This window comes from Pseudomonas sp. CBZ-4, from assembly GCF_000346755.1.
GTDB lineage: Bacteria > Pseudomonadota > Gammaproteobacteria > Pseudomonadales > Pseudomonadaceae > Aquipseudomonas.
On sequence record NZ_ANNV01000001.1, the window covers coordinates 1 to 26,708 of the forward strand.

Genomic DNA, 26,708 nt, shown 5'->3' on the forward strand with positions numbered 1-26,708 from the left:
CGGAAGTGGGGCGAATTATAGACAGTTACAATTCGCCGTCAACCTTTAATTACGCTTTTGTTGCAGAAGATGCTTTTTTAGCAATAAGACGTGGAATTCGGCGCATCACTGGCGGTAACCGCAAGACCAAAAGCAGCGCACCTATAGAAGCATAGATAGCCCACTCCTTCAGATCGGCCCGCACGATCCACAACATATGCAGCAAGCCCAGCCCGAGAATCACGTAAACCAGACGGTGCAGCTTCTTCCACCGACTCCCCAAACGTCGCTGGCTATAGCGATTTGAAGTCACCGCCAACACCAGAAGCGACAAGAAGCCCAGCGCCCCCACAATAATGTAAGGCCGCTTGCGCAGCTCCACCCCCAACTGCGACCAATCGAGCCCAAGGACAAACACGCAATAAGCCGCCAAATGCAGCACTACATAAGCAAAGCACCACAGCCCCAACTGCCGCCGCACAGCTATCCACCCCGCCCAACCGCTCAACTTCTGCAACGGCGTCATTCCAAGGGTGATCAGTAAAAGGATCAACGTCCCCAGACCCAGCCGATCCACCAGCACTTTGCCCGGATCAGGCCCGAGAACGGAGCTCCACGCTTCGTATAGCCAGAATAGCGGCCACACTGCCGCCGCGATAAACACGCCGAGGCGCCAGATCGGATAGCGCATCAGTAGTTCTTCCGCAAATCCAGGCCACTATAAAGAGAGGCAACCTCATCCGAGTAGCCATTGAACATCTGCGTCTCACGCACATTGGGGCTGAACAGCCCACTCGGCAGGCGCCGCTCACGCGCCTGAGTCCAACGCGGATGATCAACCGTAGGGTTCACATTCGCGTAGAACCCATACTCATCCGCCGCAATACTCTGCCAGGTGGTTTTCGGCTGCTCACTGACCAGGCTGATGCGCACAATGGACTTCACGCTTTTGAAGCCGTACTTCCACGGCACCACCAAACGCAACGGAGCACCATTCTGGTTAGGCAACTCACGCCCGTACATGCCAACGGCGAGAATCGCCAAAGGGTTCATCGCCTCATCCAAGCGCAACCCTTCTATATAAGGCCAGTCGATCAGACCAAAGCTTGAGCGCTGGCCCGGCATGCTCTTCGGATCCTGGAGCGTTTCAAACCGGATGTACTTGGCCTTGGAGGTCGGTTCGACTTGCTTGAGCAAAGCCGAGATCGGGAAGCCAATCCAGGGGATGACCATCGACCACGCCTCAACACACCGCAAACGGTAGATCCGCTCCTCCAACTGATAAGGTTTCATGAAGTCTTCCAGGGCATAACGCCCTGGCTTTGCAACCTCACCATCAATCACAACACTCCAGGGCTCGGTCTTGAGCGAACCGGCGTTCGTTGCCGGGTCACCTTTGCCGGTGCCGAACTCATAGAAGTTGTTGTAGTGGGTTGCATCCTTGAATGGCGTTATCGCTTCGTCTTTTACCGTCACCGCCTGCCATTGGGTGCCAGGCAGTTTCTCGGCAAACCAATTCGGTGCCTTGCCCGGCTCAACATCGGCATAACGCGAGGCATCATCCGCACTGGCCCAACGCGGCAGGCTGCTGGCAGCGATACCGGCGAGCGCACCGCCGAGCAAGCTGCGGCGAGAGAAATAAAGGGATTCAGGCGTGACATCCGATTCGTGGCAATCGGACGCTTTTGGCAATTTGATTAACATGGCAACTCCGCAGCATTGGAGAACTGATGCACCAATAGACTGCGGAGTATGGGGGAAATTACATTAAGGCAATGTTTTGTCCCGACGCAGGTGCAGCAAGTACTGCACCGGGCCGGACGCGGCATAGACCAGGAACGCCAGCAGCAGGATTCGCGGCGGATCACTGAAGACCACCGCAAACACCAGCACAACGGCCAGGATTGCGACAAAAGGCACGCGCCCCTTGAGATCCAGCTCCTTGAAGCTGTTGTACTTGATATTGCTGACCATCAGCATGCCGGCCGCCGCAACCATCAAGGCCACCAGGAACGACATCTTCGAACCCTGGATGCCGTAGTCACTGAACGCCCAGACGATACCCGCCACCACACCCGCCGCAGCAGGGCTGGCCAGGCCGATGAAGTAACGCTTGTCGGCAGTGCCCACCTGGGTATTGAAGCGTGCCAGGCGCAAAGCAGCCCCCGCGACATAGATAAAGGCGACCATCCAGCCGACCTTGCCCATATCACCCAGCGCCCAGGCAAATGCCAGCAACGCAGGCGCGACACCAAAGGCGACCATGTCCGACAGCGAGTCGTACTCGGCACCGAAGGCACTTTGGGTATTGGTCATGCGCGCCACACGCCCATCGAGGCCGTCGAGCACCATGGCAACAAAGATTGCGATGGCCGCAAAACCGAAGTATTTGCTGGCACTGACCGCATCCCCCGCCGCCAGCGCACTTTGGGCGCTCATGGAGTTGATGATGGAATAGAAGCCGGCAAACAGGTTCGCCGTGGTGAACAGGTTGGGCAGCAGATAGATACCACGATGCCGGACCTTGCGGCCTTCCGCGTCATGCCCTTCTTCGACATGCTCATCGATCGGTAGCAGGCTTTCGGCGTCAGGAGCCTGGTTTGGCTCTTCGGGACGTTCGCTCATGGACTTTACCTTGCAACGGTGTGAAAAAAATTCGACTGATACTTGCGGCGAGTGTTTGCCCGCAAACGATGCAGCTTTATACCAGAACCTGCCCCCCAAACGAAAAAACGCGGCCTAAGCCGCGTTTTCCCTTGATGCGTACGACTTAGTTCTTGGCTTTGTCGACGATCTTGTTGGCACCGATCCACGGCATCATGGAGCGCAGTTGCTCGCCGATGACTTCGATACCGTGAGCGGCGTTGTTACGACGCTTGGCGGTCATCGAAGGGTAGCCGGTAGCGCCTTCGGTGATGAACATTTTGGCGTATTCGCCGTCCTGAATACGTTTCAGGGCGTTGCGCATAGCCTGACGGGACTCGGCGTTGATCACTTCCGGGCCAGTCACGTACTCGCCGTATTCGGCGTTGTTGGAGATCGAGTAGTTCATGTTGGCGATACCGCCTTCGTACATGAGGTCAACGATCAACTTCAGTTCGTGCAGGCATTCGAAGTAGGCCATTTCTGGCGCGTAGCCAGCTTCAACCAGGGTTTCGAAGCCAGCTTTCACCAGCTCAACGGTACCGCCGCACAGAACGGCTTGTTCGCCGAACAGGTCGGTTTCAGTCTCGTCCTTGAAGGTGGTTTCGATGATGCCGGTACGACCGCCACCCACGCCAGCAGCGTAGGACAGCGCAACGTTCTTGGCGTTGCCCGAAGCGTCCTGGTAGATCGCGATCAGGTCAGGGATACCGCCGCCTTTGACGAACTCGGAACGCACGGTGTGACCCGGTGCTTTCGGCGCGATCATGATCACGTCGAGGTCGGCACGCGGCACAACCTGGTTGTAATGGATCGCGAAGCCGTGGGAGAAGGACAGGGTGGCGCCTTTCTTGATGTTCGGCTCGATTTCGTTCTTGTACAGCGCGGACTGGAACTCGTCCGGGGTCAGGATCATGACCAGGTCGGCAGCAGCAACAGCGGAAGCAACGTCAGTCACTTTCAAGCCGTGGGCTTCAGCCTTGGCAACGGTGGCCGAGCCTTTACGCAGGCCAACGGTCACGTCCACGCCGGAGTCTTTCAGGTTGCACGCTTGAGCGTGGCCCTGGGAGCCGTAGCCGATGATGGCGACTTTCTTGCCCTGGATGATCGACAGGTCACAATCTTTTTCGTAATAAACTTTCATGAGGTTCCTCTATATATCCAGGCCGTAAGGCCATTCACTAATTTGGGTTAGATGCTGAGTACTTTGTCGCCACGGGCAATCCCGGTGACACCACTGCGTACCGTTTCCAGAATCGAGGCCGTCCCGATCGACTGGATGAAGCTGTCCAGCTTGTCGCTCGTACCGGTCAGTTGAACGGTATAAACGCTGGCGCTCACATCGACGATCTGCCCGCGATAAATATCGGTAGTGCGCTTGATCTCGGCACGTTGAGCACCCGTGGCCTTGACTTTAACCAGCATCAGCTCGCGCTCGATGTGGGCACTTTCCGACAGGTCGACCAGCTTGACCACTTCGATCAGCTTGTTGAGGTTCTTGGTGATCTGCTCGATCACCTCATCGTGGCCCACGGTGGTCAACGTCAGGCGCGACAGGGTCGGGTCTTCGGTCGGGGCCACGGTCAGGCTTTCGATGTTGTAGTTGCGTTGCGAAAACAGACCGACAACACGAGACAGAGCGCCGGGTTCGTTCTCCAGAAGCAGGGAGATAATATGCCGCATGATTAAGTACGCTCCGTCTTGTTCAGCCACATGTCGCGCATAGAGCCGTCTTTGATCTGCATCGGGTAGACGTGCTCGCTGGTGTCCACCTTGATATCGATGAACACCAGGCGGTCTTTCATGGCGAACGCCTCTTCCATCTTCGGCTTCAGATCTTTCAGATCGGTGATGCGAATGCCGACGTGGCCATAGGCTTCAACCAATTTGACGAAATCTGGCAGCGACTCCATGTAGGAATGGGAGTGACGGCTGTTGTAGCTCATGTCCTGCCACTGGCGAACCATGCCCAGTACGCCGTTGTTCAGGCAGACGATCTTCACCGGAAGGCCGTACTGCAAGCAGGTCGACAATTCCTGGATGTTCATCTGGATGCTGCCTTCACCGGTCACGCATGCAACGTCGGTGTCCGGGAAGCTCAACTTCACACCCATGGCCGCCGGGAAACCAAAGCCCATCGTGCCCAGGCCACCGGAGTTGATCCAGCGGTTTGGCTTGTCGAACTTGTAGTACTGCGCGGCGAACATCTGGTGCTGGCCCACGTCGGAGGTCACAAAGGCGTCGCCCTTGGTCACTTCGCACAGGGTTTCGATCACGGTTTGTGGCTTGATGACGCTGCCGTCGCCCTTGTCATAAGGGAACAGGCCTCGGTCACCGCGCCATTCGTCGATCTGCTTCCACCAGCTGGCAACGGATTCCTTGTTTGGCGTTTCGCCGATGTCCTTCAGCGCAGCAACCATTTCGGTCAGCACGCTTTCCACAGGACCTACGATCGGCACGTCGGCCTTGATGGTCTTGGAGATGGACGCCGGGTCGATGTCGATGTGGATGATCTTGGCATTCGGGCAGAACTTGCTCGGGCCGTTGATCACGCGGTCATCGAAACGTGCACCGACTGCCAGGATCACGTCGGCATGGTGCATGGCCAGGTTGGCGGTGTAGCTGCCGTGCATACCCAGCATGCCGACGAACTGTCGGTCGGTGCCCGGGAATGCGCCAAGGCCCATCAGGGTGTTGGTCACCGGCAGGTTGAGCATCTTGGCCAGTTCGGTCAACGGTGCGGAACCGCCGCCCAGAATCACGCCACCACCCGAGTACAGCACAGGACGCTTGGCCGCCAGGAGCATTTCTGCCGCCTTGCGGATTTGCCCCGAGTGCCCACGAACGGCCGGGCTGTAGGAACGCAGCTTGGCTTTCTTGGGGAAGACGTATTCGAATTTTTCCGCCGGATTGGTCATGTCCTTAGGGATATCGACCACCACCGGGCCCGGGCGACCGGACTGTGCAAGGTAGAACGCCTTTTTCATGACTTCCGGGATTTCCGACGCATGCTTGATCATGAAGCTGTGTTTCACGATCGGCCGGGAGATACCGATCATGTCGGTTTCCTGGAATGCGTCGGTACCCACCATGGTGCTTGGCACCTGGCCGGAAATGATCACCATCGGGATGGAGTCCATATACGCAGTCGCGATGCCAGTAATGGCATTGGTTGCGCCTGGGCCGGACGTTACCAGTACCACACCGGCTTTACCGGTGGCACGGGCATAACCGTCAGCCATATGGGTCGCGGCCTGTTCGTGGCGAACCAGGATGTGATTAACAGCCGGTTCCTTGAACAGCGCGTCGTAGACATGCAGCAGAGCACCACCTGGGTACCCGTAGATATAGTCGACGCCTTCGTCACGCAAAAAGCGGACGAGCATCTCACCACCAGATAAAAGCTCCACGTTGTTCACCTCTAAAACGCCAGAATACCGTCCGTTGAAAACCGACGGGTCTTAATAGGTTTACTTCTCAACAGAGCATGAGCGACGGTGGTCGCCGACTACGTCAGCACTGACTGAGCAAGTATTGGGATCGTCCCAAGTGTTGCGGGCTTTTCCCACCCAGCGCGAGGTAACGCGTTGCGGGTGTAACAGGTCGGCGCGGATGTGCGCCTCATGATCTGCTGAGCGGGCCTGCTTCTGGCAGTCCCGATACAGCGGACTTTGGATTCTTCTGTTTCAGGCCGTTCAAGTCAAGCAATAATTGCGCTTTTTTCCAACTAAGCGCATGAGAACGTAGAAGAAAGGGCTTTGAGGAGGGATAAAACTCGCCTGAATGTCGTCAAGCGGTAGAAATGTGCGCAAGACTGCCGGAAAACCCGGCAGTCAGGCAATTAACGAGCGTCGACGATCAATTGGTCGAACTTTTTCAGCGCGTTACGCAAGCCAAGGCTCTCTCGCGGGCGGTCGGCATACACCATCTCGGCCATTTCGAGGATGCCCGAGGCATTCGGCAACGGCAGGTCCTGTTCGAGGATCTGCTTCATGCGCGCCAGGAAGATCCATTGCAGCCACTGGTGAAAGTCCAGGGTATCGACCGAAAAGGGTTCGACGCTGCTAAGGGCTTCAACGCTGGGGGACACCTCGTCCCACCAGCCCTGCACGCGCAATTCACGTTCAATCAGCAGCAACTGCTCGGCAATCGCAGGAAAACGTACATCCATCAGTAGGTAACCTTGCCTTTTTGCCGCGCCTGAGCGGCACCGGCGGCATCGCCTTGGGCAGCACGCGCATCACCGATCAGTGCCCACAGGTTGGCTTGCAGGTCGGGACGACCGTTGGCCAGCGTCAGGCCGCGACGGGCGAACTGCTCGGCTTGCGGCGCATCACCCTGAGCCATGCGCACCTGGGCCAGGCGATACAGCACTTGCGGCTCACGAGGCGCAACGCGCTGGGCGCGCTCCAGGCTCGACGACGCACCATTGAGATCGCCACCCGCCTGCTGTTGCTGGGCAGTGGTCAGCAGCGCCAATACCGGACCATCCAGTTGCTCGTCAGCCGAAAGGCCGCCGGAATTGGAGGACGACGGAATGCCGCTTGGCGTCGATGGCATGGTGTAGGTGCCCTGGTTGATCGGCGCCGTTTGAATCGGCGTGGCATCGATCGGGCCGGACGTACTTGGCCCCGGCGTCCACGGCTCAGCGCTGATCGGCGCGGCGGTAGCAGCACCGCCGCCCGGCACCATCACCACGACGCCCGAATCCTGCGGCACAGCCTGCGGACGGGCTTGAGCAGGACGATTCGTCACGGTCTGGCGGAAGCCGCCAGTGGCCGAGATACGGTCGCTGTTGGACACCGCAGTGCTCGAATCCACCACAGGGATGGAGCCGCGCTGCACGCTGGAGCAACCACCGAGCAAAGCCAGAGTTGTAATAGCTGGAAACAACCACTTGTTCACGTGAAACCCTCTTTGCTTAATTCATCCAGCCCTTGACCCAATCCATCACCGAATCCGCGTCAGCAGGGGCACTGCCACCGCACGCGGCGCCGGGTGGTGGCTCGCTGCCGCGAATATACGGCATCTGTACCGCGCCCGGACAGTTGGCATCGGAGCCCTGCCCCGTGTGCGGATCAATCCAGGCCTGCACGATATTGTCCGGCTGCGGCATGTTCAGCGGCAGCGGGTCGGCCTTGCGCATGAAACTGGTCCAGACCTGCAGCGCACCGGTCGCCCCGGTGAACGGGGTCTTGCCGTTGTCATCGCGGCCCATCCACACCACCGCCAGCACATCCTGGCCGAAACCGGCGAACCAGCTGTCGCGCGAGTCGTTACTGGTACCGGTCTTGCCCGCCAGCGTCAGGTTCGACGGCAGCACCTTGTAGACCGAGGCACCGGTGCCTTCACGCATCACGCGCTGCATGGCGTTCTGGATCAGGTAGATGGAACCTGCATCGAAACGTTGCTGAATCTGGAACGGATAACGCTTGAGCGGTTCACCTTCGGCGGTCAGTACGCTACGAATCCCACGCATCGGGGTATTGAAACCACCGTTGGCCAGGGTCTGGTACATGGTCGCGACTTCCATCGGCGTCATCGCGCCGGCCCCCAGCAGGATCGACGGGAAAGCCGGGAATTCACGGGTGATGCCCAGGCGAGCGAGGGTTTTCAACACATTCGGCACGCCCACTTCAAGCCCCAGGCGCGAAGTGGAGATGTTGTAGGAATGCGCCAGCCCCTGGTACAGGAACACCGTACCGTGGGAACGACGATCGAAGTTCTGCGGCGTCCACACCTGCCCATCGCCACCTTTGACCGACAGCGGGTCATCCGACAGCCAACTGGTCAGGGTGTATTTGCTCGGTTTTTCCAGCGCCGTCAGGTAGACCGCCGGCTTGACCAGCGAGCCAATCGGCCGCACCGCATCCAGTGCACGGTTGAAACCGGCAAAACTGGCCTGGCGGCTGCCCACCATCGCCTGGACTTCACCGGTCTCCGGGTTGGTCACGACCATGGCTGCTTCGACTTCATCGGCGCCTTTACGGCCCGTCATGCGCTTGAAGGTATCGTTAACCGACGCTTCGGCTTTCATCTGCAGGATCGGGTCGAAACTGGTGAAGATCCGCAGACCTTCTTCGGTCAAGTCTTCGTCGCGGTAGTCTTCACGCAGTTGGCGCTTGACCAGGTCGATAAAGCCCGGGAACGAACTGTCGGCCAGCTTGCCGCGCGTGGTGACGCCCAGCGGCATCTTCTTCGCCGCCGCCACTTGTTCAGCAGTGGCAACGCCCTGCTGTTCCAGTACATCCAACACCAGGTTGCGGCGCTCCAGCGCACGCTCCGGGTTGCGCCGCGGGTTGTAGTAGGACGGCCCCTTGACCATGCCGACCAGCAACGCGACCTGATGCAACTTGAGTTCGGACAGCGGCTGGCCAAAGAAGAACTGGCTGGCCAGGCCGAAACCGTGCACCGCGCGCTGGCCGTCCTGACCGACGAAGACCTCATTGAGGTACGCCTCGAGGATCTCCTGCTTGCTGTAGTGCAACTCCAGCAGCATCGCCATCATGGCTTCGGTGAGCTTGCGGGTCAGGCTGCGCTCGTTGGTCAGGTAGAAGTTCTTGACCAATTGTTGCGTCAGCGTGCTGCCACCCTGGGTCATCTTGCCGCCGGAGGTGTTCACCCAGACGGCGCGGGCAATCGACTTCGGCGAGACGCCCCAGTGGCTGTAGAAATCGCGGTCTTCCACGGCGACCAGGGTTTCGAGCAGGTACGGCGGCACCTGATCGAGCTTGATCAGGATGCGATCTTCAAGGTTCTTCGGGTAAATACCGCCGATCATCAGCGGCTCCAGGCGCACCACCGGCAACTTCGAGCCGTTGAGGGACGCCAGTTCGGCCACGTAGTCGCCAGAGAACCGCACACGCACCGGCTGGGCTTTTTCCAGGCCTTCATAGAACTGGAAGCCACGGGTGTTCAGATCGACGGTATTGCCGCTGACCGCCGCCGCGCCCGGGCCATTGCTCACAGGCTCACGGCGATAGCCCAGCGCGTCGAGCTCGGTGAGGAAGTCATCCTTGCTCAGCTTCTGGCCGGTGAACAATTCCAGCGGGCGTGCATACACCTTGGCCGGAATGGTCCAGCGCTTGCCGGAGAACTTCTCCTGCACCACGGCGTCGAGGTACACCGCAAAGCCGGCAAGTACCACAAGGCCCACCAGGCTGAGCTTGAGCGCCCAGCCCAGCCACGGGCGCAGGCCGCGGGAAGGAGGTTTTTTACGGGAACGGGGAGATCGGGTTCGAGTCATGGCGGCGGATTATACGCACTTTATTGATGATCAACATGAGCCGGACAGCGGTTTGCATGGCAGGCGTCAGCAGCCATAATGCCCGCCATGATTTCCCCCAGTCTTTGAAGGATCGCCCGTGAGCCAGTCCCTGATCGCAGCCCTGCAAAACCCGGCTTTGTACCCTCATCCGGTTGAAGCGTTCCAAGTTATCGAGACCCATATTTCCTGGGTCGTGCTCACCGGTCCTTACGCTTATAAATTGAAGAAGCCGATGAACTTCGGCTTCCTGGACTTCACGTCCCTGGACGATCGCGGCCACTTCTGCCGCGAAGAGCTGCGTCTCAACGCGCGCCTGACCGAAGATTTGTATCTTGAAGTATTGCCGATCACCGGCACTGCCGACGCCCCGCAACTGGGTGGTGAAGGCCCGGTCATCGAGTACGCGCTGAAGATGCGCCAGTTCCCGCAAAGCCAGTTGCTCAGCACCCTGCAAGCCAACGGCGAACTGACCGCCGCGCACATCGATGAGATGGCCAAGCAGATCGCGCATTTCCACCTCACGGCGCCGAAAGTTCCGCAGGACCACCCGGCCGGTACCCCGGATGAACTCATGGCACCGGTGCGCCAGAACTTCGACCAGATCCGCCCGTTCCTCAGCGACAAGGCAGACCTGACTCAACTGGACGCCCTGCAAGCCTGGGCCGAAAGCAGCTTCGAGCGCCTCAAGCCGCTGTTTGCCCAGCGCAAGCTGGAGGGTTTCACCCGTGAATGTCACGGTGACATCCACCTGGGCAACGCCACCCTGATCGATGGCCAGGTCGTAATCTTCGACTGCATTGAGTTCAACGAACCCTTCCGCTTCACCGACGTCTACGCCGACACCGGCTTCCTGGCGATGGACCTGGAAGACCGTGGCCTCAAATCCCTGGCGCGTCGTTTCATCAGCCAATACCTGGAACTGACCGGCGACTATCAAGGCCTGGAAGTGCTGAACTTCTATAAAGCCTACCGCGCCCTGGTACGCGCGAAGATCGCGCTGTTCAGCATGCCGGGCGACGCGCCCCCCGTGCAGCGTGCCACCAGCCTGCGCCAGTACCGCAACTACGCCAACCTGGCCGAAAGCTACAGCACCATCCCGTCGCGCTTCCTGGCGATCACCCACGGCGTTTCTGCCGTAGGTAAAAGCCAGGTGTCCATGCGCCTGGTCGAAGCGCTCGGCGCCGTGCGCTTGCGTTCGGATGTGGAGCGCAAGCGCCTGTTCGGCGAGCAGCAGATCGAAAACACGCCACAGGCTGGCATCTATGCGGCCGACGCCAGCGCCGCGACTTACGCGCGCTTGAATGAGCTGGCCGCGACCGTGTTGCGCGCCGGCTTCCCAGTCGTGCTGGATGCCACCTTCCTCAAACGCACCCAACGCGAAGCCGCCGCCAAGGTTGCCGAAGCCACCGGCGCGCCCTTCCTGATCCTGGATTGCAACGCACCACGGGCCGTTATCGAGAGTTGGCTGGCACAGCGTCAGGCGGATAAAAACGACCCTTCCGACGCCACATTGGCCGTTATCGACGAACAGGAGGCCAATCGCGACCCGCTGACAGCCGAGGAACTGCTTCTGAGCAAGCGCGTCGAGACCAATGAAAGCGGGACGTTGGACGCCCTGGTGGCGCACATCCGCCAGCGCCTGCCAGGTCTGTAAGAAATATTTCTTGGCCGTGTCACCTACTTTGGGCGCACGGCCAAGCGATAGTGGCACTATAATGGCGTCATAAATCCAACAGGAGTCGTTGTCATGAGTCAGCCCAAGCTTCTTGATACCCCGCTCTATTCGCTCCTGCATAAAGACGATATCCGCGGCTTCAACCAGGAACGCCCGAAAGGCGGCACCATCGACATGCGCGGCGGCGATTTCCGCGGGCTGGATCTTCGTGACTTGAACGCTGAAGGCGTGGACTTCACTGACGCCTACTTCCGCTCTGCCGACTTGCGCGGCCTGGACTTGCGCGACTGCTCGCTGGAAGGCGCCAGCCTGGCCCATGCACAAATCTCGGGCACCTACTTCCCGCCTGAGCTGACCGCCGATGAGATCCTCATGTCGGTCAATTTCGGTACGCGCCTGCGCTACCGCACCAAGTAACCTCTTGCATAAAAAAGCCCGGAGCGCACCCGTGCGCCGGGGTTTGCGCCTGCCCATCCCAAAAATTCTCGCACCATTCTTATAAGCTTTTAGGCCGCTTCCGGCCAAAGAACCACGCTTTTCCTACTGAGCGCTACACTCCTTTTCAGGCTTGCCTGGTCACGATACCCACCGAACCATTCGGCCGTCGCAAGGAGGCTTGATGAACGATGAGCTGCAACACCTGAAAAACCTCGGCAAGACGTCAGCACAGTGGCTGCATGCGGTGGGCATCCACAGTGCGTCCGACTTGCGCCGCCTGGGCGCGGTCGATGCTTATCGAGCGGTTCGGACTCGCGGGTTCCGCGCATCGAAAGTACTGCTGTATGCAATCGAAGGGGCATTGATGGATGTTCACTGGAACGATATTCCAGCCGAACGCAAGGAGGCGTTGAACCGTCAATTGGAGGCTATTTCGGCGCGCCAGAAGAATTAGATCTGCGGCAAAACCCAGCATTTACGGGCATTCCGAACGGCCGTTTGAGAAAAGCAGAGGAGAGCGCAAAAACAATTGTTGACTCTCAAATGAGAATCGTTATGATTATCACAACTGGTCGCGAGATCAGCCGATAACTGAAAGACCATTGGTTCGGACTCTCAGATTATCTCCTCATCAGGCTAATCACGGTTATTTGACCCGGCTCTTGCCGGGTCTTTTTTTGCCTGGAGAAAACTGCCCGCCTCAGCGCGCAATGATCAGCGGATGCCCACGCTCCGGATGCGGCTGCACCAACACATCCAAACCAAACACTGCCTTGAGCGGCCCAGGCTGCATGACCTGCGATGGCGTATCCAGGGCATGGGGACGGCCGTCCTCCAGCAACAGAATCCGATCGCAATACCGCGCCGCCAGATTCAGGTCATGCAGGATCACCAACACGGCTGCACCGCGATCCGCAAAGGTGCGAATGGCCTGCAAGGTCGTGTGTTGATGCAAGGGGTCCAGCATCGACGTGGGCTCATCCAGCAACAATGTCTGCCCCGCCTCACCCGGCCATAACTGCGCCAGCACCCGTGCCAGATGCACACGCTGACGCTCGCCGCCAGACAGGGCGAGATAGCTGCGCCCGCTCAAATGCCCGACATCTGCCGCCTGCAAGGCTGCGGCGATGATTTCGTCATCGCGCACCCGCCCGCTCTGATGGGGCAAGCGGCCCATGCCGACGACTTCTTCGACGCGAAAAGCAAAATCCAGGGTCGAGGTTTGCGGCAACACTGCCAAACGCTGCGCACGTTGCGATCCGCTCCAATCTGCCAAGGGCCGCTGATCCAACCACACGCCGCCCTGGTCCGGCTGCAACTCACCACACAACGCCCCAAGCAACGTGCTTTTGCCCGCACCGTTGGGGCCCAGCACACCGAGCACTTCCCCCGGCAACAATTGCAGGGTGACATCCGCCAGCACGGTTTTGCGCCCGCGCCGGATCTGCAAATCTTCCACGCGCAACATCAGGCTCGCCCCCGCAACAACAGGTAGAGAAAAAATGGCGCACCGATAAACGCGGTCACAATCCCGATGGGCAATTCCGCCGGCGCCAGGGCCAGGCGTGCTACCAGGTCAGCGAACAGCAGCAAACTCGCCCCCGCCAGCACCGAAGCCGGCAGCAACACCCGATGATCCGGCCCCGCGAGCAAGCGCACCAGATGCGGCACTACCAGGCCGACAAACCCGATCATCCCCGCCGCCGCCACTGCCGCGCCCACACCCAGGGCCGTACAGAACACCAGTTCGCGCTTGAGCCGCTCAACGTCAATCCCGAGATGGCTGGCCTCCGACTCGCCCAGCAGCAGCGCATTCAGGGCCTTGGCCCGGCGCGGCAGCCACAGCGAGACAGCGGCGGCCACCAGCAACAACGGCCACAACCGCGAATAGCTGGCGCCGTTGAGGCTGCCCAGGTTCCAGAAGGTCAGGGTGCGCAACGTGGCGTCATCCGCCAGATAGGTAAACAAACCCACGGCCGAACTGGCGAGCGCCGTCAGGGCGATACCGGCCAGCAGCATCGTGGCGACATTGGTTTGGCCGTTGCGTCGCCCCAGCCGATAAACCAGCGCCGTGACACCCAACCCACCGAGAAACGCACACAACGACAACAGGTACGGGCCGAACACATCCGGCAAACCACCAAAAAACGTTCCACCGACAATCGCAATGGCCGCCCCCAGCGCCGCACCGCTGGACACACCGACCAACCCCGGATCCGCCAGCGGGTTACGAAACAAGCCCTGCATCGCCACACCCGACAACGCCAGCACGCCGCCGACCGCCAAGCCGAGCAACGTGCGCGGCAAACGAATCTGCCCCAGGATCAGCTCCGCCTGCTCCAGCCCTTGGCCGTCGATGGACACGCCCATCAAGCGCAATGCTGCCTTGAGCGTATCCAGCAACGGCAGACTGACCGGGCCCAGGGCCAACGACAGCCAGATCGCCAGCACACACAACAGCGCCAGCCCGATAAACAGCGTCTTGGGTTTAACAGGAGTGGTCATGGAGCAGGCTTGGCCTGGGACGGGTAAAACCCGGCGGACAATTGCACCAGGCTGTGGGGCAAGCGCGGCCCGAGCCCACCGACCAACAGCGTCGGGTCCAACTCAAACACCCGCCCACTCTTGGCCGCAGGGGTTGCCGCCAGGATCGGATTTTCCTTGAACAAGGCCGTCCGCGCCGCATCACCGCTCAGGGCGCGATCAGAAAACACCAGCACATCAGGGCTCAAGCCCGCCAGCGACTCCACGGAAAATGGCTTGTAGCCACTGTGGGTCGCCAGATTGCGCCCGCCCGCCTGTTGCAGCACCCAGTCTGCCGCCGTGTCTTTACCGGCGATCAGCGGCTTGCCGCCTGCATGGCCGAGCAACAGCAATACACCCGGGGCTTTTTGCATGGCTTGGGCCTTGGTCACCCAGCTTTTCTGCTGGTCCAGCGCCTTCTCATAGCCTGCAAACAATTCATGGGCCTTGGCCTCATCCCCCAACAGCTTGCCCAAGTGCTGGAGATTGCCTTGCAGCGTCGGCAAATCCGGCTGCGCCGAAAACATTTCCACCTGCACACCCGCGCTGCGGATCTGCGCCAGTACCGGCGGTGGGCCCATTTCCTCGGTGCCCACGAGGATCTGCGGACGCAGGCTCAGGATGCCCTCCGCCGACAGTTGTCGCTGATAACCAATGCTCGGCAAGGCCTTGAGTGACGCCGGATGCTGGCTGGTGGTATCCACCCCCACCAGCTTCGACTCCCCGCCCAGGGCCGTCACCCACTCCGAAAGCGCCCCACCGGCACTGACCCAGCGTTGCGGCAGTTCAGAGGCTTGCGCCCCGTGGTTGACCAGCAGTCCGACAACAAGCGCAATAGCGCTGGTACTCAGGCGCATAACAGGGTTTCCTTCCAGAGGCGGGGCCTTACGAGCACTCAACGATGTGACAGATAATCCCTGCCGGGCATCGTACTGAGCGCCCAGTCAGCTAACGGGCGAAGCCGGCATTTGATAATTGTTTGCATTTGAACGTCAAGGCACTTAAGGATTGAAATGAAGTTTCTCTGCCCCTCCGACACCCTTGCGCCCGACAGCAGCCGCGGTTTTGAAATCGATGGTTGCAAATTGTTGGCGGTGCGCCGTGACGGCGTTGCCTACTTCTATATCAACCGCTGCCCCCATCGCGGCATCCCGCTGGAATGGCAAGCCGACCAGTTCCTCGACAGCAGCGCCAGCCTGATCCAGTGCGCCACCCACGGCGCCTTGTTCCTGATCGAAAGCGGCGAGTGCATCTCCGGCCCGTGCGCCGGCCAAAGCCTCACCGCCCTGCCCGGCCGTGAGGACGCGCAGGGCCTGTGGGTGGAACTCTAGTCGAACAGCACCTCAAGACGCCGATCCACGCGCACTTCCTCGGGCGTGACTCGCACGCCGTACGCCAACACCTCTACGCCAGCGGCCTTGGCTTCACGCAATGCCGCGGCGTAAGCGGGATCGATCTCCACAGCCGGGCGCACCGCCTCGATCCCCGACAGGTTGACGCAATACAACTGCACCGCCCGCACACCGTCGCGTGCCAGGTGCGCCAACTCGCGCAAATGCTTGGCGCCGCGCTGCGTCACCGCATCGGGGAAAGCCGCAACTGCGCTGCCATCGAAGCCCAGGGTGACACTTTTGACTTCGACGTACGCCGCACCGTCGGCATAGTCCAGGCGAAAGTCGATGCGACTGTTCTCCTGGCCGTAAGGGACTTCACGCTTCAAGGCGGTAAAGCCATTGAGTTCGCTGATCACCCCGGCGCGCAACGCCTCCTCGATCAGCTGATTGGCGCGCGCGGTGTTCACGCAGGCTAGGCGCCCCTGGGGTGTCTCAGCGATTTCCCAAGTGCCCGGCAGCTTGCGCTTGGGGTCATTGGAGCGACTGAACCACACCTGCCCACCTTCCACCATGCAATTGAGCATCGAGCCGGTGTTGGGACAGTGAATGGTGAGCAACTCGCCGCTAACGGTTTCGATATCGGTGAGAAAACGCTTGTAACGGCGAATCAGACGACCTTCTTCGAGGGGAGGATTAAAGCGCATCAGCCTTGCCAGCTCCGCAAGCCACGGGCGATGCGGTCCACCGCTTCCTGTAGGCGATCAAGGTTTTGCGTGTAGGCAAAGCGCACATGGTGGCCGGCTTGATAGCGGCCGAAATCCAGCCCGGGCGTGAACGCTACATGTTCGGTTTCGAGGAAGTGCCGGCAGAACGCGAAGGCATCGCCGCCGAACGCGCGGATGTCGGCATACAAATAGAACGCCCCCTCCGGCTCGACGGCAATGCCGAACCCCAGCTCACGCAAGGCTGGCAGCAGGAAGTCGCGACGGCGGCCGAATTCGGCGCGGCGCTCTTCCAGGATGCTCAGGGTCTGCGGGGTGAAACAGGCGAGCGCGGCGTGCTGGGCCATGCTCGGTGCACTGATGTAGAGGTTCTGCGCCAACTTCTCCAATTCACCGACCGCTTCTGGCGGTGCCACCAGCCAACCCAGGCGCCAGCCGGTCATGCCGAAATACTTCGAAAAACTATTCAGGACGAAGGCGTCGTCGTCCACTTCCAACACGCTGGCGGCATCGGTGCCGTAGGTGAGGCCGTGGTAGATCTCGTCCACCACCAAGTGGCCGTTACGGGCCTTGATCGCGCTCGACAAACCAGCCAGTTCATCACGCGTGAGGATGGTGCCGGTCGGGTTGGCCGGGGAAGCGACCAGCGCGCCCACGCTGTCTTGATCCCAATGCTTCGCCACCAGATCGGCCGTCAATTGATAGCGCACTTCCGGCCCCACCGGTACCAGTTGCGCCGCGCCTTCCACCAGGCGCAGGAAGTGCCGGTTGCACGGGTAACCGGGGTCCGCCAGCAGCCAGTGCTTGCCTGGGTCCACCAACAAGCTGCTGGCCAACAGCAACGCGCCGGAACCGCCGGGAGTAATCAGGATACGTTCCGGGTCCACGTTCAAGCCGTAGCGTTGCTGGTAGAAACCGCTGATGGCTTCGCGCAGCTCCGGCAGGCCACGGGCGGCGGTATAGCGGGTCTTGCCGTTGGCCAGTGCGGCCTGGCCGGCCTGGATAATCGGTTCGGCGGTGGTGAAATCCGGCTCGCCGATTTCCAGGTGGATCACATCGTGCCCGGCGGCCTGAAGCTCATTGGCCCGCGCCAGCAACGCCATGACATGAAAAGGTTCGATGGCGCGACTGCGCGCACTGTAGGGCTGAGCCATTAGCCTTCCTTAACGGGTAAGTACAAAGCGTCGATTCTACCCAACCCCACGCGTAACGCCCGTTCTATTGCCATACGCTGCGCGCCGAGCGGTTCGGGCAAGCGCCGCCAGAACGACTAAAATCAACATTCGAGGCTGCTGCCTCCCCTCTTGCAGCCGTTCGCAACCCGTACAGGGCGGGGCCTCGACAACCGGGAGTGGCGCACCCCGAATCTATCTGGTAAGTTCGCCCGCTTGCAGCCGCAGGGCCGGCAGGTGTCGGTGATGTTGCAATCCTGCGCAATGGATTAGAAGAGTGAGAGGCGGTCCATTCATGCCCACCCAAGCAAAGCAACAGAACATCAGCGGTTTCCAGCCCTACGTAGAATCGAAGGGTGAGGAATACATGGGCAAGCCCATGCGCGAACACTTCTCCAAAATCCTGAAGCAGTGGAAGCAGGACTTGATGCAGGAAGTCGACCGTACGGTTGACCACATGAAGGACGAAGCCGCCAACTTCCCGGACCCGGCAGACCGTGCCAGCCAGGAAGAGGAATTCGCCCTTGAACTGCGTGCCCGTGATCGCGAGCGCAAGCTGATCAAGAAAATCGACAAGACCCTGCAACTGATCGAAGACGAAGAATACGGCTGGTGCGAATCCTGCGGCGTCGAAATCGGTATCCGTCGCCTGGAAGCCCGCCCAACCGCGGACCTCTGCGTAGACTGCAAGACCTTGGCTGAAATCAAGGAAAAACAGGTCGGCAAGTAATCCTTCCGAACTGAACGAATGGGGCGTGCAAACGCCCCATTTTTGTTTCTGGCGTTTAGCGAATTTCCAGTAGTATCCGGCCCATGACAGCCTCTACCTATATCGGGCGCTTCGCCCCCACGCCCAGCGGCCATTTGCACTTTGGCTCCCTGGTCGCCGCCCTCGCCTCCTACCTCGATGCCCGCGCCAACAACGGCCGCTGGCTGATGCGCATGGAAGACCTCGACCCACCCCGTGAAGAACCCGGCGCCCAGGCGGCGATTCTGCACGCCTTGGAAAGCTACGGCTTTGAGTGGGACGGTGAATTGGTCCGACAAAGCGAGCGGCACGACGCCTACGCCAAAGTGCTGAACGACATGTTCAACCACGGCCTGGCCTACGCCTGCACCTGTTCGCGCAAGCAGTTGGAGCCCTACAACGGCATCTACCCGGGCCTGTGCCGCAACGCCGGCCACGAGCAGCAGGATGCCGCTATCCGTTTGCGGGTTCCCGAGCTGGAATACCACTTTACCGACCGCGTGCAAGGCGAATTCCGACAGCACCTGGGCCGCGATGTCGGCGACTTCATCATCCGGCGCCGCGATGGCCTCTACGCCTATCAACTGGCCGTGGTCCTCGACGATGCCTGGCAAGGTGTCACCGATATCGTGCGCGGTGCCGACCTGCTGGACTCCACACCGCGCCAGCTGTACCTGCAGGAACTGCTGGGCCTGCGCCAGCCGCGCTACCTGCACGTCCCGCTGATCATCCAGCCGGACGGCAACAAGCTCGGCAAGTCCTACCGCTCGCCGCCGTTGACGCCCGACCAGGCCACGCCGTTGCTGCTCAGGGCCTTGCGCGCCCTCGGCCAGCAACCCGGCGCCGAGTTGCTGCACGCCAGCCCACGGGAGCTGCTGGATTGGGGCATCCAGCACTGGGATGCCACACTCATCCCGCGCACACTCACGCTGGCCGAAGCGCAATTGAACTGAAGGCGCTTGCAGCTTGCCAAGCATCCGTTACCATCGCCCCACGTTTTTACACAGAGGCCAACATGTACATCTATCGATTGGTCCTGCTGCTGGTCGTCGGGATCTACCTGTTTTCCCCCGCCATCATGGATTGGTGGATCGACGCCACGGGCGCCTGGTATCGCCCGTATCTGCTGTGGCTGATCCTGATCGTCGTGACTTTCATCCTGCAGAGCCAAAAAGATGCCGATGAGCTTTAGCCTCACCCAGATGCTGCTGGTCAGCGCCGCCTACCTGGCCGCGCTGTTCGGGGTGGCCTGGATCAGTGAGCGCGGAATGATTCCGCGGGCGATCATTCGCCATCCGCTGACCTACACCTTGTCCCTCGGCGTCTACGCCAGTGCCTGGGCGTTTTACGGCACCGTAGGCCTGGCCTATCAGTACGGCTATGGCTTTTTGTCCAGCTACCTCGGCGTGTCCGGCGCGTTCCTGCTGGCGCCGGTGTTGCTGTACCCGATCCTGAAAATCACCCGTACCTATCAGCTATCGTCCCTGGCCGACCTGTTTGCCTTCCGCTTTCGCAGCACCTGGGCTGGCGCGCTGACCACCATTTTCATGTTGATCGGCGTGTTGCCGCTGCTGGCCCTGCAAATCCAGGCCGTGGCCGACTCCATCAGCATCCTCACCCGTGAGCCGGTGCAACACCGCGTCGCCCTGGCCTTTTGCGCGCTGATCACCCTGTTCACGATCTTCTTCGGCTCGCGCCATATCGCCACCCGCGAGAAGCACGAAGGCCTGGTGTTTGCGATTGCCTTCGAGTCGGTGATCAAGCTGATCGCCATCGGTGGTGTCGGCCTCTACGCGCTCTACGGCGTGTTCGACGGCCCGCAACAGCTTGAGCTGTGGCTGCTGCAAAACCAGACTGCCCTCGCCGCCTTGCACACGCCGTTGCAGGAAGGCCCGTGGCGCACATTGCTGCTGGTGTTCTTCGCCTCGGCAATCGTGATGCCGCACATGTACCACATGACCTTCACCGAGAACCTCAACCCGCGCTCACTGGTCAGCGCCAGTTGGGGCTTGCCGCTGTTCCTGTTGCTGATGAGCCTGGCGGTGCCGCTGATCCTGTGGGCGGGCCTGAAACTGGGCGCCACCACCAACCCTGAATACTTCACCCTCGGCATCGGCATTGCGGCCAACAGCCCGGCCTTGGCGATGCTGGCCTATGTCGGCGGTTTGTCGGCGGCCAGCGGGCTGATCATCGTCACCACGCTGGCGCTGTCGGGCATGGCCCTCAATCACCTTGTACTGCCGCTGTATCAGCCGCCGGCTGAAGGCAATATCTACCGCTGGCTGAAGTGGACACGCCGCGCGCTGATCGTCGCGATCATCATGGCGGGCTATGGTTTCTACCTGCTGCTGGGCGCCGGGCAGGACCTGGCCAACCTGGGCATCGTCGCGTTTGTTGCCACCTTGCAGTTCCTCCCTGGGGTGTTGTCGGTGCTGTACTGGCCGACTGCCAATCGCCGCGGTTTTATCGCCGGGTTGCTGGCGGGGATTCTCGTGTGGGTTGTGACCATGCTGCTGCCGCTGGTCGGCAACTTGCAGGGCTTCTACATCCCGTTGCTGAACATGATCTACGTGCTCGACGACACCAGCTGGCACATGGCTGCGATTGCCTCCCTGGCCGCCAACGTCCTGATGTTCACCCTGATCTCGCTGTTCACCAACGCCAGCCCGGAAGAAACCAGCGCCGCCGAAGCCTGCGCCGTGGACAACGTACGCCGCCCGCAACGCCGTGAGCTGCATGCGGCGTCACCCCAGGAGTTCGCCACGCAGCTGGCTAAACCCTTGGGTGCCAAGGCGGCGCAAAAAGAGGTCGAGCAGGCGCTACGCGATCTCTACCTGCCGTTCGACGAACGCCGCCCGTATGCCCTGCGCCGCCTGCGTGATCGGATCGAGGCCAACCTCTCCGGTTTGATGGGACCGAGTGTGTCCCAGGACATGGTGGAGACGTTCCTGCCCTACAAGGCCGGCGGCGAAAACTACGTCACCGAAGACATCCATTTCATCGAGAGCCGGCTGGAGGATTACCACTCGCGCCTCACCGGCCTTGCCGCCGAACTCGATGCCCTGCGCCGCTACCATCGCCAGACCCTGCAGGAACTGCCGATGGGCGTCTGCTCCCTGGCCAAGGATCAAGAGATCCTGATGTGGAACAAGGCCATGGAAGAACTCACCGGCATCGCCGCGCAGCGCGTGGTCGGCTCGCGCCTGAACACCCTGGGCGAGCCCTGGAAGGAACTGTTGCAAGGGTTTATCAACCTGCCCGACGAACACTTGCACAAACAGCACCTGGCCCTCGACGGCCAGACCCGTTGGCTGAACCTGCACAAAGCCGCCATCGACGAGCCCTTGGCACCAGGTAACAGCGGCCTTGTGCTGCTGGTGGAAGACCTGACTGAAACCCAGATGCTCGAAGACAAACTGGTGCACTCCGAGCGCCTGGCCAGCATTGGTCGCCTGGCCGCCGGTGTGGCCCATGAGATTGGCAATCCGATCACCGGTATCGCCTGCCTGGCGCAAAACCTGCGGGAAGAGCGCGAAGAAGACGGCGAGATCACCGAAATCAGCGGGCAGATCCTTGAGCAGACCAAACGGGTTTCGCGCATCGTGCAGTCGCTGATGAGCTTTGCCCACGCAGGCGCCCATCAGAACCAGGACGAAGCCGTGTGCCTGGCCGAAGTGGCGCAGGATGCGATTGGGCTGCTGGCCCTGAACCGGCGCAATTTCGAAGTACAGTTTTTCAATTTGTGCGATCCCGACCACTGGGTCGACGGCGACTCACAACGCCTGGCCCAGGTGCTGATCAACCTGCTGTCCAACTCGCGCGACGCAACCCCACCGGGCGGTGCGGTACGCGTCAAGACCGAGGCTTTCGAGCATACGGTGGACCTGATCGTCGAGGACGAAGGCAGCGGCATTCCACAGAACATCATGGACCGATTGTTCGAACCCTTCTTCACCACCAAGGACCCCGGTGAAGGTACCGGTCTGGGCCTTGCACTGGTCTATTCCATCGTTGAAGAGCATTATGGACAAATCACCATCGACAGCCCGGCTGACACCGAAAGCCAACGCGGCACCCGTATCCGGGTGACCTTGCCGCGTCATGTCGAAGCGACGTCCGCTGTGAACTGAGACCGTCGAGAGAATTGAATCAATGCCGCACATTTTGATCGTCGAAGACGAAACCATTATCCGCTCTGCCTTGCGTCGCCTGCTTGAACGTAATCAGTACCAGGTCAGCGAAGCTGGCTCGGTGCAGGAAGCCCAGGAGCGTTTCAGCATTCCCACGTTCGACCTGATTGTCAGCGACCTGCGCCTGCCCGGTGCACCGGGTACCGAGCTGATCAAGCTTGGCCAGGGCACGCCGGTGCTGATCATGACCAGCTACGCCAGCCTGCGGTCGGCGGTGGACTCCATGAAGATGGGCGCGGTGGACTACATCGCCAAGCCGTTCGATCATGACGAAATGCTCCAGGCCGTGGCCCGCATCCTGCGTGACCGGCAGTCGGCCAGCAGTGCGCCGGCCGAGCAGCGTCCGGCTGGCAAGGCCGCCGACAAGCCGGGTGTGGATAACAGCAACGGCGAGATCGGCATCATCGGCTCCTGCCCACCGATGCAGGACCTGTACAGCAAGATCCGCAAAGTCGCGCCCACCGACTCCAATGTATTGATCCAGGGCGAGTCGGGCACCGGTAAAGAACTGGTGGCCCGCGCCCTGCACAACCTGTCCAAGCGTGCCAAGGCGCCGATGATCTCGGTGAACTGCGCGGCCATTCCTGAATCCCTGATCGAGTCCGAACTGTTCGGCCACGAGAAAGGCGCGTTTACCGGCGCCAGCGCCGGGCGGGCGGGCCTGGTGGAAGCGGCGGACGGCGGCACCTTGTTCCTCGATGAAATCGGCGAACTGCCACTGGAAGCCCAGGCGCGCTTGCTGCGGGTACTGCAAGAAGGCGAGATCCGCCGCGTGGGCTCGGTGCAATCGCAAAAGGTCGATGTGCGCCTGATCGCGGCGACTCACCGAGACCTCAAGAGCCTGGCCAAGATCGGCCAGTTCCGTGAAGACTTGTATTACCGCCTGCACGTGATTGCCCTCAAGCTGCCGGCCCTGCGCGAGCGTGGCGCCGACGTCAACGAGATCGCCAACGCGTTCCTGCTGCGCCAGAGCGCGCGTATCAACCGGACCGACCTCAAGTTTGCCGCGGACGCCGAGCAGGCGATCAGGCATTACTCGTGGCCAGGTAACGTGCGGGAACTTGAGAACGCGGTCGAGCGTGCGGTGATCCTGTCGGAGAGCCCGGAAATTTCTGCCGAGCTGCTGGGTATCGACATCGAACTCAGCGACCTGGACGACGATGATTTCATCGGCCTGGCCCCGCAACAGGGCGGTGGTAGCAATACCAGCCATGAGCCGACGGAAGATTTGTCACTGGAAGATTACTTCCAGCACTTCGTCCTTGAGCATCAGGACCACATGACCGAGACCGAACTGGCGCGCAAACTGGGCGTGAGCCGTAAATGCCTGTGGGAACGCCGCCAGCGCCTGGGCATCCCACGGCGCAAGACCGGGGTCGCCAGCGAAAGTTGAGGGCGTGCCCCCACAGGTAACACCCTCAGATGTGAAAAAACTGTTACCGCTGATTTTTCACGTAACAAAAGCCGGGGCTTACGGTAACGAAGCCCCGGCTTTTTTTCGCCCTCAGAAACCTCAAAACCAGCTCAACCCCCTGATTTTGCTGGTCGGCGCAAAAGTTGGCACGCACCCTGCTATATGCTTAGTACAAAAACAATAACAAGCTTTGTACAAGACAATAAAAATAAGACGAATCGACTCACGCATAACAAAAACAACACGGCGGAGGCGCAGCTAACTGATTCTTTTGGAGAGGCGTTGCATTTGGGGCTTGCCCCGCAACCAGGCCGAGAACAACAAAAACTGCCCTAAGGCAGAGCCTGAACTGGTTGGATCGTAGATCAGCAACACAGCGACCAAAGCAATCCGTTTGCTCTTGACTCCCGATTGGGAGTGTCATGAAGGTGAAGCTTCATGGCGAGGGCGATCAACAAAAACAAAAAGCCCGAAATCCATAATAAAAATAGAGCACGCAACTACTTCTGGGGGAGCTTCGGCTCCCCTTGTAGTTTCCGGCATTTGACGTTTAAAGGCTTATGGCGCAATGCCTGTAGCTTGTTCCTACACCATCCCCTGACTAAATGCTAGAATCCTCGCCCATCATGCGGTCATTCTTCGTTATGGCCGAACATTCCTTCAAACAGTGCATCCCATGCTGAAGAAGTTGTTCCAGTCATTCCGTTCTCCCTTGCGTCGTACGCAACACATTCGCAGCACGCCTGAGGTGCTTAACAGCAACCAGCATTCGTTGCAGCGCGCCCAGTTCAGCCGTTATGCGGTGAACATCGTCGAGCGCCTGCAGAACGCCGGCTACCAGGCTTACCTGGTGGGTGGTTGCGTGCGCGACATGCTGCTCAACATCACGCCCAAGGATTTCGACGTCGCCACCAGCGCCACGCCTGAACAAGTGCGCGCCGAGTTCCGCAATGCGCGCATCATCGGTCGCCGCTTCAAGCTCGTGCATATCCACTTCGGTCGCGAGATCATCGAAGTCGCGACCTTCCGCGCCAATCACCCGCAGAACGATGAAGAGGAAGACACCAACCAGTCTTCCCGCAACGAGAGCGGGCGCATCTTGCGCGACAACGTCTACGGCAGCCTGGAAGAAGACGCGCAACGCCGCGACTTCACCATCAATGCCCTCTATTACGATCCGGTCAGCGAGCGCATCCTCGATTACGCCAACGGCGTACACGACATTCGCAACAACCTGATCCGCCTGATTGGCGACCCGACGCAGCGCTACCAAGAAGACCCGGTGCGCATGCTGCGTGCGGTGCGGTTCGCCGCCAAGCTGAACTTTGGCATCGAGAAGCACACCGCTGCGCCGATCCGCGAACTGGCCCCCATGCTGCGGGAAATCCCCTCGGCGCGCCTGTTCGAAGAAGTGCTCAAGCTGTTCCTCTCGGGCTACGCCGCAGACACCTTCGAGATGCTGGTGGACCTGCAACTGTTCGACCCGTTGTTCCCGGCCAGCGCCGAAGCACTGGAACAGAACCCGACCTATACCCACACCCTGATCAGCGAAGCCCTGATCAACACCGACCTGCGCATCAAGCAGAACAAACCGGTGACCCCGGCGTTCCTGTTTGCCGCCCTGTTGTGGCCAGCCCTGCCCAAACGCGTCCTACGCCTGCAAGAGCGCGGTATGCCGCCGATCCCGGCCATGCAGGAAGCCGCGCACGAGCTGATCGCCGAACAGTGCCAGCGCATTGCCATTCCGAAACGTTTCACCATGCCGATCCGCGAGATCTGGGACATGCAGGAGCGCCTGCCACGCCGCAGCGGCAAACGCGCCGACCTGCTGCTGGACAACCCGCGCTTCCGCGCCGGCTACGACTTCCTGCTGCTGCGCGAAAGCGCCGGCGAGCAGACCGACGGCCTCGGCGAATGGTGGACCGATTACCAGGACGCCAATGACAGCGAACGCCGCGACATGATTCGCGACCTCGGCAGCAAAGGCGACGGCGAAGGCCCGAAAAAACGCCGGCGCAGCGGCACCAAGCGTAAACGCAGCGCCGCCGACACCTCAGGCGAGTAAGCGTGGAACGCATCTACATCGGCATGGGCAGCAACCTCGCCGCCCCCGATCAACAATTGCGCAGCGCCGTCGAGGCGCTGGCGCTGTTGCCAGGTACCACGGTGGCCGGCGTGTCCGCGTTTTATCAGAGTGATTCCCTGCTCCCGGGCCAACCGCGCTACACCAATGCGGTGGCCGCCCTCGACAGCAGCCTTGCGCCGCTGCAACTGCTGGACGCGCTGCAAGCCATCGAGAACGACCAGGGCCGCGAACGCCTTGAGCGTTGGGGCCCGCGTACGCTGGACCTGGATATCCTGCTGTTTGGCGATCGCCTGATCGACGAGCCACGCCTGAAGGTGCCGCACTACCAGATGCACCTGCGGGCGTTCGTGCTGTATCCGCTGGCCGAGCTGGCAACCGACACGCTGCAATTACCTGACGGCCAACGCCTCAGTGAATTGCTGGCAGCTTGCCCGTTTGTCGGCCTGGAACGTCTGACTCAAGACTGACTCGGTCACTGTGGGAGCTGGCTTGCCTGCGATAGCGGTGGGTCAGCTAC

General features: G+C 60.5%; 25 protein-coding genes. 11 read left to right on the forward strand and 14 right to left on the reverse strand.

What is annotated here, in order from left to right; genetic code table 11:
- Positions 1 to 49: 49 nt before the first annotated feature.
- The 9 genes from msrQ to mrcB all read right to left on the reverse strand — a co-directional run bounded on the left by msrQ (position 50) and on the right by mrcB (position 9,868).
- Positions 50 to 670 carry a protein-methionine-sulfoxide reductase heme-binding subunit MsrQ gene (gene msrQ / locus B348_RS0100005; protein ID WP_017734126.1) on the reverse strand — a complete coding sequence of 207 codons (621 nt, stop codon included), beginning with the start codon at positions 668 to 670 and terminating at the stop codon, positions 50 to 52.
- Complete coding sequence (gene msrP, locus B348_RS0100010) at positions 670 to 1,683, reverse strand: protein-methionine-sulfoxide reductase catalytic subunit MsrP (protein WP_017734127.1); 1,014 nt, start codon at positions 1,681 to 1,683, stop codon at positions 670 to 672. The genes msrQ and msrP overlap by 1 nt, the downstream gene beginning before the upstream one ends.
- Before the next feature lie 63 nt (positions 1,684 to 1,746).
- Positions 1,747 to 2,604, reverse strand: coding sequence for a CDP-diacylglycerol--serine O-phosphatidyltransferase (gene pssA, locus B348_RS0100015; RefSeq protein ID WP_017734128.1), 858 nt, complete (start codon positions 2,602 to 2,604; stop codon positions 1,747 to 1,749).
- 145 nt (positions 2,605 to 2,749) lie between these two features.
- The gene (gene ilvC / locus B348_RS0100020) at positions 2,750 to 3,766 is read right to left on the reverse strand and encodes a ketol-acid reductoisomerase (protein ID WP_017734129.1); all 1,017 of its coding nucleotides are present in this window, start codon (positions 3,764 to 3,766) and stop codon (positions 2,750 to 2,752) included.
- Between the two features lie 47 nt (positions 3,767 to 3,813).
- Complete coding sequence (ilvN, locus tag B348_RS0100025; protein ID WP_003176102.1) at positions 3,814 to 4,305, reverse strand: acetolactate synthase small subunit; 492 nt, start codon at positions 4,303 to 4,305, stop codon at positions 3,814 to 3,816.
- A 2-nt stretch (positions 4,306 to 4,307) separates the two neighbouring features.
- Positions 4,308 to 6,032 (reverse strand): acetolactate synthase 3 large subunit, encoded by a 1,725-nt coding sequence (locus B348_RS0100030; protein ID WP_026136434.1) that lies wholly within the window; start codon positions 6,030 to 6,032, stop codon positions 4,308 to 4,310.
- Between the two features lie 431 nt (positions 6,033 to 6,463).
- Complete coding sequence (locus tag B348_RS0100035) at positions 6,464 to 6,793, reverse strand: YqcC family protein (RefSeq protein ID WP_017734131.1); 330 nt, start codon at positions 6,791 to 6,793, stop codon at positions 6,464 to 6,466.
- The gene (locus B348_RS0100040; protein ID WP_026136435.1) at positions 6,793 to 7,527 is read right to left on the reverse strand and encodes a M48 family metallopeptidase; all 735 of its coding nucleotides are present in this window, start codon (positions 7,525 to 7,527) and stop codon (positions 6,793 to 6,795) included. Before B348_RS0100040 ends, B348_RS0100035 begins: the two co-directional genes overlap by 1 nt.
- Positions 7,528 to 7,543: 16 nt before the next feature.
- Positions 7,544 to 9,868 carry a penicillin-binding protein 1B gene (gene mrcB, locus B348_RS0100045; protein ID WP_026136436.1) on the reverse strand — a complete coding sequence of 775 codons (2,325 nt, stop codon included), beginning with the start codon at positions 9,866 to 9,868 and terminating at the stop codon, positions 7,544 to 7,546.
- A gap of 118 nt (positions 9,869 to 9,986) precedes the next feature.
- On the opposite strand from mrcB, the gene B348_RS0100050 reads away from it, so the two are divergent.
- From B348_RS0100050 to B348_RS0100060, 3 genes are all read left to right on the forward strand, one after another.
- Complete coding sequence (locus B348_RS0100050; protein WP_017734134.1) at positions 9,987 to 11,543, forward strand: bifunctional aminoglycoside phosphotransferase/ATP-binding protein; 1,557 nt, start codon at positions 9,987 to 9,989, stop codon at positions 11,541 to 11,543.
- A gap of 93 nt (positions 11,544 to 11,636) precedes the next feature.
- Positions 11,637 to 11,981, forward strand: coding sequence for a pentapeptide repeat-containing protein (locus B348_RS0100055; RefSeq protein WP_017734135.1), 345 nt, complete (start codon positions 11,637 to 11,639; stop codon positions 11,979 to 11,981).
- A gap of 202 nt (positions 11,982 to 12,183) precedes the next feature.
- Complete coding sequence (locus tag B348_RS0100060; protein ID WP_017734136.1) at positions 12,184 to 12,456, forward strand: TfoX/Sxy family protein; 273 nt, start codon at positions 12,184 to 12,186, stop codon at positions 12,454 to 12,456.
- A gap of 246 nt (positions 12,457 to 12,702) precedes the next feature.
- Here B348_RS0100060 and B348_RS0100065 read toward each other — a convergent pair whose 3' ends face one another.
- Genes B348_RS0100065 through B348_RS0100075 form a run of 3 tightly spaced genes read right to left on the reverse strand, consistent with a single transcriptional unit; the run spans position 12,703 to position 15,382 of the window.
- The gene (locus tag B348_RS0100065; protein WP_017734137.1) at positions 12,703 to 13,470 is read right to left on the reverse strand and encodes a heme ABC transporter ATP-binding protein; all 768 of its coding nucleotides are present in this window, start codon (positions 13,468 to 13,470) and stop codon (positions 12,703 to 12,705) included.
- Positions 13,470 to 14,453, reverse strand: coding sequence for an iron ABC transporter permease (locus B348_RS0100070; RefSeq protein ID WP_177325300.1), 984 nt, complete (start codon positions 14,451 to 14,453; stop codon positions 13,470 to 13,472). Before B348_RS0100070 ends, B348_RS0100065 begins: the two co-directional genes overlap by 1 nt.
- A gap of 50 nt (positions 14,454 to 14,503) precedes the next feature.
- Positions 14,504 to 15,382: a hemin ABC transporter substrate-binding protein gene (locus B348_RS0100075; RefSeq protein WP_017734139.1), complete on the reverse strand. Its 879-nt coding sequence runs from the start codon at positions 15,380 to 15,382 to the stop codon at positions 14,504 to 14,506.
- Between the two features lie 156 nt (positions 15,383 to 15,538).
- Between B348_RS0100075 and B348_RS0100080 the strand changes: the two genes are divergently transcribed.
- A complete protein-coding gene (locus B348_RS0100080) occupies positions 15,539 to 15,856 on the forward strand; it encodes a Rieske (2Fe-2S) protein (RefSeq protein ID WP_017734140.1) in 318 nt (105 codons plus the stop codon).
- Here B348_RS0100080 and sfsA read toward each other — a convergent pair.
- Together sfsA and B348_RS0100090 are read right to left on the reverse strand one after the other, a co-directional pair.
- Positions 15,853 to 16,563: a DNA/RNA nuclease SfsA gene (sfsA, locus tag B348_RS0100085; protein WP_017734141.1), complete on the reverse strand. Its 711-nt coding sequence runs from the start codon at positions 16,561 to 16,563 to the stop codon at positions 15,853 to 15,855. The genes B348_RS0100080 and sfsA overlap by 4 nt on opposite strands.
- Positions 16,563 to 17,735: a pyridoxal phosphate-dependent aminotransferase gene (locus tag B348_RS0100090; protein WP_017734142.1), complete on the reverse strand. Its 1,173-nt coding sequence runs from the start codon at positions 17,733 to 17,735 to the stop codon at positions 16,563 to 16,565. The genes sfsA and B348_RS0100090 overlap by 1 nt, the downstream gene beginning before the upstream one ends.
- A 313-nt stretch (positions 17,736 to 18,048) precedes the next feature.
- Between B348_RS0100090 and dksA the strand changes: the two genes are divergently transcribed.
- From dksA to folK, 7 genes are all read left to right on the forward strand, one after another.
- Entirely contained in the window at positions 18,049 to 18,483 is a 435-nt protein-coding gene (gene dksA / locus B348_RS0100095; protein ID WP_017734143.1) for an RNA polymerase-binding protein DksA, read from the forward strand.
- An 83-nt stretch (positions 18,484 to 18,566) separates the two neighbouring features.
- A complete protein-coding gene (gluQRS, locus tag B348_RS0100100; protein ID WP_017734144.1) occupies positions 18,567 to 19,454 on the forward strand; it encodes a tRNA glutamyl-Q(34) synthetase GluQRS in 888 nt (295 codons plus the stop codon).
- Positions 19,455 to 19,516: 62 nt separating this feature from the next.
- Positions 19,517 to 19,693 (forward strand): hypothetical protein, encoded by a 177-nt coding sequence (locus B348_RS1000000131365; protein ID WP_003176118.1) that lies wholly within the window; start codon positions 19,517 to 19,519, stop codon positions 19,691 to 19,693.
- On the forward strand, positions 19,677 to 22,631 hold the full coding sequence (locus B348_RS0100110) for a sensor histidine kinase (protein ID WP_026136437.1): 2,955 nt from the start codon (positions 19,677 to 19,679) through the stop codon (positions 22,629 to 22,631). The genes B348_RS1000000131365 and B348_RS0100110 overlap by 17 nt, the downstream gene beginning before the upstream one ends.
- Before the next feature lie 22 nt (positions 22,632 to 22,653).
- Complete coding sequence (locus B348_RS0100115) at positions 22,654 to 24,084, forward strand: sigma-54 dependent transcriptional regulator (RefSeq protein WP_017734146.1); 1,431 nt, start codon at positions 22,654 to 22,656, stop codon at positions 24,082 to 24,084.
- 697 nt (positions 24,085 to 24,781) lie between these two features.
- On the forward strand, positions 24,782 to 26,170 hold the full coding sequence (locus B348_RS0100120) for a polynucleotide adenylyltransferase PcnB (protein ID WP_017734147.1): 1,389 nt from the start codon (positions 24,782 to 24,784) through the stop codon (positions 26,168 to 26,170).
- 2 nt (positions 26,171 to 26,172) lie between these two features.
- Positions 26,173 to 26,658 carry a 2-amino-4-hydroxy-6-hydroxymethyldihydropteridine diphosphokinase gene (folK, locus tag B348_RS0100125; RefSeq protein ID WP_017734148.1) on the forward strand — a complete coding sequence of 162 codons (486 nt, stop codon included), beginning with the start codon at positions 26,173 to 26,175 and terminating at the stop codon, positions 26,656 to 26,658.
- The last annotated feature ends 50 nt before the right edge of the window (positions 26,659 to 26,708 follow it).